5 protein-coding genes are annotated in these 10,001 nt (G+C 42.8%); all 5 read right to left on the bottom strand.

The annotated features are described in order from the left end of the window. Nucleotides 1-1,508: metallophosphoesterase (locus GC098_RS02755; protein ID WP_171640751.1), on the bottom strand; the 1,508-nt coding region annotated here is incomplete at its 3' end. A gap of 986 nt (nt 1,509-2,494) precedes the next feature. Then, entirely contained in the window at nt 2,495-2,974 is a 480-nt protein-coding gene (locus tag GC098_RS02750; protein ID WP_171640749.1) for a hypothetical protein, read from the bottom strand. Nucleotides 2,975-3,428: 454 nt separating this feature from the next. After that, nucleotides 3,429-3,620 carry a dockerin type I domain-containing protein gene (locus GC098_RS02745; protein WP_171640747.1) on the bottom strand — a complete coding sequence of 64 codons (192 nt, stop codon included), beginning with the start codon at nt 3,618-3,620 and terminating at the stop codon, nt 3,429-3,431. A gap of 10 nt (nt 3,621-3,630) precedes the next feature. Then, complete coding sequence (locus GC098_RS02740) at nt 3,631-7,671, bottom strand: discoidin domain-containing protein (protein ID WP_171640745.1); 4,041 nt, start codon at nt 7,669-7,671, stop codon at nt 3,631-3,633. Nucleotides 7,672-7,777: 106 nt separating this feature from the next. Further along, nucleotides 7,778-8,866, bottom strand: a complete 1,089-nt coding sequence (locus tag GC098_RS02735; RefSeq protein WP_171640743.1) for a HupE/UreJ family protein — start codon at nt 8,864-8,866, stop codon at nt 7,778-7,780. Nucleotides 8,867-10,001: the final 1,135 nt, after the last annotated feature.

Here is a 10,001-nt window from a genome sequence, read left to right as displayed (position 1 = left end):
CCATTCCACTTCACCCAAGCTGTTAGCGTTACATCGTCTGTTTTGGTTGATGCAAGGCCTGCACTCGCATAATTGCCGTCAGCACCGTTCAGGCTGAGCGAAGCTGAACCTTCCATTTTATCGGTCGTATCATAGGCAGCACTTCCATTCAAGGTTGCATGGAACCCATTCGGGATACTGTCATTGCCATTGCCGTTAAATCCCCACATCGTACTGTAATTGGCGCTATCTATAATTTGGAATTTATCCATGTTCACGCCCGCTGCGGTGCCATCGCTTTGTATGACGATCTTGTTATTTGGACCCGGACTCAGCTCAACAGGCACCGCCAAATCGTTATACGAGCTCATGCTTCCGGTAGTCGGAAAGCTGAGCGTCTGTACTTTGGCTCCATTTACATATATTCCCTCGGTAACATTGGCAGCATCGGTAGCATACCTTATTTTCAATATTTTATTGCCGCCAGTAGCTCCTCCGTCAACCTTGAGCGACTCGATATATGCTCTTGAATCGTTCATATTCACATACTTGCCGCCGGACAGATTGATGTCGTCGCCAGCGGTTGCATATGCGAATACACTGTCCTCGGATTCATACATGCCGGTTGTATTCGGCTTCAGACTTATCGTACCTTCCCATATGGTTTTTTGTGTAATTACATCCCTTCCCTTTAAATGCACCTTGTCTTTATATACATCAAAAATCATAGCTTGATTATTTACAACGGCACCGTCTCTTAATGCAGAGAATTTCCCGGCGTACAAGTTTCCAGGTATCTTAATATCGTCGTGAAGATGTCCTGTTGTTAAAATAACCTGCGGATATTTTTCGAGTATATTTTTGAGCTTCTGTTCCTGTAGCATATTTTGACCAAAAATATCTATATTTGACTTGGATACGGTCTGGAAAAGAGGCTGATGATTGAACAAAAAAATCGGCTTGTCCGGAACAGCAACTGCAGCAAGCTTGCTTTCCAACCAGGCTAACTGAGCGTCGGACATATACGCGTTATAGGTCGGTTTCTCATCATACCCTAAAAATATGAAGTCATAGCCTTGTATTTCCCGGTGGTAATACACCGTACTTTCTGGTATTCCTGCCTTTTGTTTAAATCTGTTCTGCGCTAATTCAAAATCCGACATCCAATCATATTCATGATTTCCAACTGTATAATACACCTGCGGATGATCTTGTACAGAATTGATAGCATTTATTATGGAGTCATATTCACCGATATCCCCGTAATTGGTTATATCCCCAACTAAAACTATTGCATTGCTATTATTATAAACAGCATCCTTTACAGCACTAACCGTTTTAGCCGGAGTGCTATGCGTGTCTGACATTGACATAAAGCTGAAAACAGGACCTGTCGAAGAACTATCCGCCCCTGCTGCAGAGCTTTCTTCCTGAAAAAGCACAGTGACAAGCCCAGTACTGCCTACCAATGCTGCGGCTATCAGGAGGAGTGATAGAAATGATTTTTTGAACCTTTTTATGAAAGACATTCGTGTTGTACCTCCCTATTTATTTAAATAATACCTCGGAAACCAGTGAACTTAATACGGCTAAAATTAACCATTCACTACCTTGTTCAAAATGCTGCACATCCATTAATATGGATCATGCTTTTTCCTTCGGATGAACTTCTTCTTTAGAACGCTTGAACTTGCTTTCACCCCCTAGCGGATCATGTAACACTTTAAACATGTAGTTTATTAATCGCAGTATAAGCAATGCTAATGATTTAATATTAAGTTTTCAGTTGTACATTGAGTATCCTAAAAATATATATATTTATCCCGAAAAGTGAACATTTACAATATCCTTAAAAAGAAATATGGGAATACTTTACAAGTCTCCTGTACCCAGTTTAGATCACTCTTTTCGACCTGTAGCGAGATCGGAAAAAGCTGCGATTAGCAGATAGCTTGCAACGGGCATATTGTCTAAAACCAAAAATCGCTAGACCAATTTCAACCTTTGAAGAAGTAATTCAGTGCGGTGCGCCTTCTGGAACAATCGACGGGATTACCCGAAAATTGCCCAGGTGCTACTAAGATATACCAAAAAAGTCTTCAAACCATCAAAATGGATTTGAAGACTTTTTTAGACACTAAACTCGGCGTGTTGTTCATCGTCCCCTGTAAGGGCCTTCGAGCAATTCAAGTGTTTCTTCCTATACCTTGACCGAACCCCTGACCAATCTTGCATAAGTATGCATGTATTTGATTTATCCTATTTGTCTATAATAAACAAAAAATCGCTTGTTCAAAGCGATTTTTGCCACAACTGCTGGATTACATTACCTGGTTCTACTCTATCAAATCGTAATGAAAGCGTGCATTATTTGTAACGGTCCCTTTTTCTCACTAATCTTATAAACTTTTGGGACTGCCAGCACCCCGATTTCTTATAGAGGCGACTTAACATGTGATACCACAAATAAATGATTCGTTTAAGCATATGTCCCCCTAATATTTGTAAGCAAATCTCATTTGCCAAGTAGCCCTTTGAAATGAAGATGCATAAAGTATTTTTTACCATCCTTTATAATGAATTTACAATTTTGAACGAGCGGTGTTTTTCTAAGTTCCAGTGAAAAATAATTGAGCAGTTTAAACAATTGAGATTGAGCTGGCTGACCGATTTGAAATTTCACACCATATTCATATAAATCTATAATCTTAGTATCTATTTTTTTCATTCTAATAATATATCCATATACTGTAAGACACTTCCCCATGATTAGTGTGCTAAAACTAAACAATATGCTTGGATTAGGAGCGATTTTCAAATGGGATTGAAATCGTAATCCATTCGCACTAATATCGAGAATCAAGACTGGAGATCTTCCTAAACTAACCTCTTGGCCTTTAACTCTTGCAACTGACATTTTTGAAGCTAATGCATATTCAGGCTTTACGCGATTAAAATCTCTCGTATTTAATTGTGGTGTTATTAAACTTCCCATTCTAAATGATCACTCCACTCTCACCTGCTTGAACGCTAGACATAATTAACGGATGGTCTCTTTTCGTCTTGTTGTTGTTTGTTGAAAACAGATGATTTAATATTAAATTTTCAGTTATACATTGAGTATCCTAAAAATATATATAATTATCACAAAAAGTGAACTTTTTCGACATTATGTGAAGGAAAGCGGTAAGGCTGTCGAGGAGGTATTCTTGCGTAGAAAAATAAGGACAACTACGTTTTGGGGTTAGTAGAATGAATTCGGTAATGAGCAGAACCGACTCGATCGTCTAAATCTATCAAATCTTTACAGGTAACCAGTTTAGATCGCTCTTTTACATATCAGCGAGAAAAGGGGGGAGATAAGCTCCCCCCCATTTCATTGCCGATCAATCCTCAATTTTGCTAATACGATCAATTCAACTTTTCATTCAACAGTATTCCTTGGTATTTTACTTAAACATCGCTAAAGCTACGATTGCAAGGTCTTCAAGGCCAACCTTGCCGTCTTTATTTACATCCGCTAACTCATTCCAACCCGACTGACCTTGTTGTTTGCCATAATCTGCTGCAACAATAGCCAAGTCTCCAATTGAGACACCGCCTCCATTGATATCTGCATTTATTCTCTTGGTTTCAAACACTTGAATTGCTCTACTTTTGTGTCAATAAATATTGAGCGTCTCGCAGCAAATAGGTTGCCGCTTCGCTTGAAATGTGTTTCCCGCTTTGCGCCTTCACATCATTCATAAAGCCTTTCAGATTGTTGTTTTCCAAATTTTCCAGCAGATTAGTGGCAATATCGGCTTTATCGATCTCTTTGTTATTAGCAAAGCGTTTCACCAATGCCTTTAAAGAATCGATGCTGGTTACCGTCGTAAACTGAACGGTCTTGCTTACCTGGTTGCCGACCAAGTCGCTGGAGGATATAACAAGCGTATGCTGCCCAATCGGCAACTTATAGAGCGGGATCGCCGTTCCGATTTGGTAAGAATACGTATCCAGCGTCACCGTCGTCTTGCTGCTGTCCACACCCGACAAGTTATCCGTCCATGCAATCTGAGGCGTCAAATCCACGGAATCTTCATAAATGCTGTTATCTCCCGGTACGGTCACCGCGATCGACGGAGCTTTCTTATCAATACTAACGGATACCGTATGCGCTTGCTCCACGTTGCCTGCTTTGTCTACGCTCCAATATACAAGCTTATGCACGCCTTCTTCCGACAATACGACGGTCGTTCCCGTTTGCTCAGCGCCATCGTCTACCGTGTAGTAGGTATTGGATACACCCGATCCGTTATCGCTTGCGCTTAAGGTTACCGTGACATCTTGATTGACCCAGCCGCTTGGAGCATTGTCCGTTGTCGTTGGCGGTTGATGTTCAACTTCTAAGACATTAATCTCCGCAGCCGATGCCCAGCCGTTAACACCCGCCGTTGCTTCGAGCTTGACATATAATGCATCTGTCGGATCAAAAGTTGCTACTTTTTCCGCATTGTCGTTTGCCCAAGTTCCGCTTGCAACTTTAGTAAAGGTCACTCCATCCTTACTTACATACACGTTATAGGCTGTAATAATTCCGTTGACGCCTGATTGCCTTGGCAAATACGTGACTTTATTGATTGGGAGAGCTGCTCCAAGTTTTAAGGTAATCGATTGAGGGAGAACGTCGGATTTATTCCACTTGGTATGCCAAATCGTATTTGTGTCTCCGTCAATCGCCATGGAGGCACTATTATTTTCACCACCTGTTTCTTGGCTTGTCGCCGTTGCCGACTGAATGAGCTTATTAACAGTTACTCTAATGCTTGTTGTCAAAGGCACGTTATTGGGATTTAACACCTCAGTTGGCAAAGTTACAGTTCCATTTACAGTGAAGGTCTGTCCAATCTTTAGATTGGGATCATAGTTTGAAGCATCTAAATTCCATGTCACATAGGCATACCCCCTGCTTTTATCGGTAACCAAGGATACTGCCTTTGGCAATCCAAGGGCGTCCACTGTCTTCGCCGTTCCGATTACCACCCCTGTTATGTCAGCAGGCGCGGTGATGCTGTTTAAATTTTGGTCAAGAGGTCTCCTCCCATAGACTTCAAACTCATAAATATTTGAAGTTCCATTTTCAACAGCGTTTTGCCCACTTGTAATGTAGAGGCGAACATACCTTACGGTGGATATCGGTATATACCTGTCGGTGCTGTTGGAAACGTTACCTCGTACTGAATCAAGGTCAGCCCAAACCGTTCCATCAAAGCTTCCCTGAAGCTTATAATGTTTTGTATTCAGCGAAATAGTCTCTCCGCCTTCTCCCGCATGTTTCACTACCCATCGGGCAATATCATAATTTTGTCCAAGATCGACCATCAGCCATTTATCTCCGGTCGTAGAGGACGACCACTTACTGCCGCTTGCTGTCGTTCCATCGACCGCTTTGGACGGTTCGTAGCCAGGCAAGTTCCCGTTTGTTGTAACCGTTTGGTTCAAAACAAGATTAATCGCAGCAGGATCGTAGGCTAATGTGGTAACATTGAACGGGCTGCTTGCAGTTGAAGCATTTCCAGCCTCGTCCCTGGCTTTTACTGTAAATTGATAAGCTTTATTAGCTGACAGTCCAGTCACAATAAAGCTTGTATTTCCTGATGTCGATCCAACCACGGTAGTGCCGTTATAAACATCGTAGCCAATAACGCCTACATTCCCATTAAAATTATCTGTAGCCTTATCCCATTCCAAAGTTACCATCGTATCTGTAACTACTTTCGCTGTGACATTGGAAGGCACGGTGGGTGCTTGCGTATCTGCGGAAAGAGCATCCGTTGTATAATTTGTAATGGTCCAGGAAGCGATCGTACTCCGTGTGTTGACGTCCCTTCCATTGATGACCACCTTGTCCTTATAAATATCAAAAATCAAGGCTTGAGCGCCCGGGCCACCCGAATTGACAATAGCTCCATCTCTAATCATTGTAAAATATTGTTCGTTATACAAGTTGCCCGGTATTTTTATATCGTCATGCAAATGTCCTGTTATTAGAACGCTTTGAGGATATTGTCCCACAAGGTCCTTAATCTTTTGATCCTGAGCGTCGTCGCTATCATAGCCATAATAGCCATCATTCGTATGCGACATGGACACTGTATTCTCTAATGGCTGGTGGAGAAATAAGAATATCGGTTTATCTTTACTTGCACCCTCCGCCAACTTAACCTTTAACCATTCCAACTGGGTATCTGAAATATAAGCGCCGTCCTTATCATCAGCCTCCGATCCCAGATAGATGAAGTGGTAATCGTTTATCCACTTATCAAAATAAATGGACGGCATTTTTGTATGATTCACGAATCTGCTTATCGCTACTTCGATTCCGCCAACCCATCTTACCTCGTGGTTCCCATATGCAAAATAGGGCTTCACCTGAGGATACTTATTTATTGTGTTCATTGCGACATCATATTGCGCATCTGTTCCGTAATCGGTAATATCTCCAACAACGCTAACGGATCCCGCATTATTTCGCACAGCGTCCTGCATCGCATTGTCAAGTGCAATATCTTGAACAGAACCTTGTGTTGTTGCGTGCGAATCGGAGAAGGCCATATAGCTGAATTTATAGCTGGTATCCTTACTCGGATCTGTTGCAGCTAGAACCGTTACACTAATGCTTGTCGACAATAGGACATTATTCGAATTTGCAATATCCGACGGCAGCACTACCGTACCTGGTACCGTAAAACGTTGCTCGGTTTTTACAGTTGTATCATAACCTGAGGCAGCTACGTTCCAGTTTACAAATGTATTCACATTACCGCCATCAGTCACCATAACTACTGTGCTAGGCAATCCAAGAGCCGCAGGTGAAGGCGCTGTTCCATTTATTACTCCAGTAATCGCTGCAGGGGTTGCGATGCTTGTTAGCGTCTTCGACATTATCCCTACTGTAAAAGTTGTTGTCTTACCGCGTACTGTGACAGTCAGTGTCCGGCTAGCCGCTGCAGTTGAACTGTTAAAGCCACTTACATCAGAAGCTCTGACTTCCTCCACCCTTGTGGAACCATCAATGTAGGTGCCGGTGACAACCATTCCTGTGAGATCAAGGCTTTCACCGAGACGATATACCGTCTTTGTTGGCGGTGTTGTCATGGCAATACTGTTAAGCGTTTTTGAAAACTGAAACCAGTTTATGTTGGCTACGTACAATTTCCCCGTCGCAACCTTTAATACAAGGTAAATATCATGAACTCCGGTAACATTGGTAATATCGGTAGATTGAGTCTGGTAGACATTCCAGTTATCTGGTGCTGTAGCTGCGACAGTAAGTGTTCCCGCTAAAGTGCCTGTCGGACTGTCAAGCCTTATTTCAATATTACCACCTGCATTTAACCCCTTTGCTGAAAGTCTAGCACTAAATTTTGTAGCGCCATTAACACCACTACCAAAATCAATACTGTTATATACTAAATACTGGCCGTCATTCGTACCTCCAACACTTTGTCCACCATCTGGGCAGGCTTCAGTTTTCAGGTTGGCCCCCGACTTGGAACTAAAGCTTTCTGCTTCTATCAGACTATACGCGTCGCTTGCGGCGTCGCTTGCTGCATGCACTGGCGTATAGGCAGCAAAGTTGCTGAAAATGAGTGTAACCATCAGGATGAACGAAAGTGATGACTTTTTGAGCTTCGCTAAGGTATCCATAAAATCAATACATCTCCTTTTATCTTCAATCTTGGTTATAAGTAATACTGCAACCATTCTCGGACCATCGGCGGAGGTCTGCAGCGCAAGGCCAGTTCATCGGTCATTATGGCTGTAATCCACGCTGGACCGCCCATGCCACGCCGAGCGCGAATAAGACGGCCGACAAGCCGATCGCAAACGGCGAATACCATTTCCGCGAGCGAATTTGCAGGAGTAGAGGCAGCACCGCTGCGACGATAGCCAATTGCCCGATTTCAATTCCTGCATTGAAGCTGAGCAGCGAGCTGATAAAATTACGGCTCGGAAGCCCCATCTCCTGCAATGCACCGGCGAACCCCATCCCATGCACGAGACCGAAAGCGAATGTGAGCAGCCACCGGTAACGGGGGGCATTTGTTCTCCGGCGAATAAACCAATTTTCCGCAGCAACATAAGCTATGGAAAGAGCGATGAAGATCTCGATCAGGCGTGAGTTGACTCGAATCATTTCCGTTGCCGTCAGCAGCAGCGTCACGCTGTGTGCAGCGGTGAACGCCGTTACAATTCGCAGTGCATCCCGCCACCCGGCGGCGACTATGAGCAGGCTGAGCAGGAAAATTAGATGATCATATCCCGTCCAAATGTGTTTCATTCCAAGCCAGGCGTATTGAAGGAGCGTTCTGCTCGTATCGCTGTCGCCCGAGCTACCGTAACGAAGCATGCGGGTACCCGTGTCAAAATAAGTATCTACCACATCATCGCCGTTCACAATCGTTATAAAATTCACGTGCGTCGGGTCGATATCGTCAAAAAACAACGAATAATGAACAGTAAGATTGTCTATCGCAAACCTCGAAGTATACGTAAGCAGCATCTGAACGCCGGGGTTTTCATGATGGTCGGACAGCTCCGCCGAGACGAAGCGATATGCCAACGTTTCATCGCCCCGCTTCAGCTCCACATGCTGCCGTACGTAATCGGCGAGCCGGCCCCGACCGGCGGCGAGCTCTTCCGCAGTCACCCGCTTATTTTCATCGGCATCAATAAACGGCAATTCCCCTTCCGGAAGAAACAGCTCGTAGACTGCTTGACGGCCTTCAATTTTAATTTGCGAGAAGCCTTTATTGAGCTGATGCGCTTCGGCCGGCAGCGAAATTAAGCACCAACCTACCACGATCGACAGTAAAACTATCATTTTCCGTATAAATGTCATTACAATTTGACACCTTCCTCTTTATTAGACCGATACATCTCTCATTCGGCAGCTTCAATTGTTTGGATGAAGGATGATATCAAAAGCATTGATTGCGTAAGAGAATGAACCATCTTCGGCTTCGTATACGCCGGTTGTATTCGGTCTCAATTGTATCGTTCCATTCCAAATTGTTGTTTTAGAATTGAGGTCTCTGCCCTCATTTGCACCTTGTCGTTATACACATCTACTATTAAACCCTGATTGTTTATAACAGCTCCATCTCTTACTCCTGAGAATTCCTCACTATATAAATTACCCTGGTTGTACCTCCCTAATTATTTAAATAATACCTTGGAAACCATGAACTTAATACGGCTAAAATTAACCATTCACTACCTTGTTCAACATGTTGTACTTCCACTAATATGGATCTAATTTTCCCTTCAGATGACCTTCTTCTTTAGAACGCTTGAACTTGTTATCCCCCCCTCAATTCTTCATTACGTAGCTTAAAAATAACGCTTTACTCGAGAGGAATTTTGTAAAGGCTTTGTAAACGATTTCCGATAATTACAGATGCGATATTCTTTTAGCGGATCATGTAACACTTTAAAAATGAAGTTTATTAATCGCAGTATAAGCAATGCTAATGATTTAATTTTAAATTTTCAGTTGTACATTGAGTATCCTAAAATATATATATTTATCCCTAAAAGTGAACTTTTTCGACATTTACAATATCCTTAAAAAGAAATATAGGAATACTTGACAAGTCTACTGCTCAAGACAATAAGAAAACAGGTTAATATGTGAAGGAAAGAGGTAAGGCTGTCGAGGAGATATTCTTGCGCAGAAAAATAAGGTCAACTACGTTTTGGGGTTAGCTGAACGAATTCGGTAGTGAGCAGAACCGACTCGATCGTCTAAATCTATCAAATCGTTGCAGATAACCAGTTTAGATCGCTCTTTTACATATCGGCGACAGAAGGGGGAGATAAGCTCTCCCCCCATTTCATTGCCGATATATTCCTTGGTATTTTACTTAAACATCGCTAAAGCTACGATTGCAAGGTCTTCAAGGCCAACCTTGCCGTCTTTATTTACATCCGCTAACGCATTCCAACCCGACTCACCTTGTCGTTTTCCGTAAGTT

The organism is Paenibacillus phytorum, from assembly GCF_013141715.1.
Classification (GTDB): Bacteria; Bacillota; Bacilli; order Paenibacillales; family NBRC-103111; genus Paenibacillus_E; species Paenibacillus_E phytorum.
Note: the sequence above shows the minus strand (reverse complement) of the source record. Positions and strands in the feature narration are given on the sequence as shown.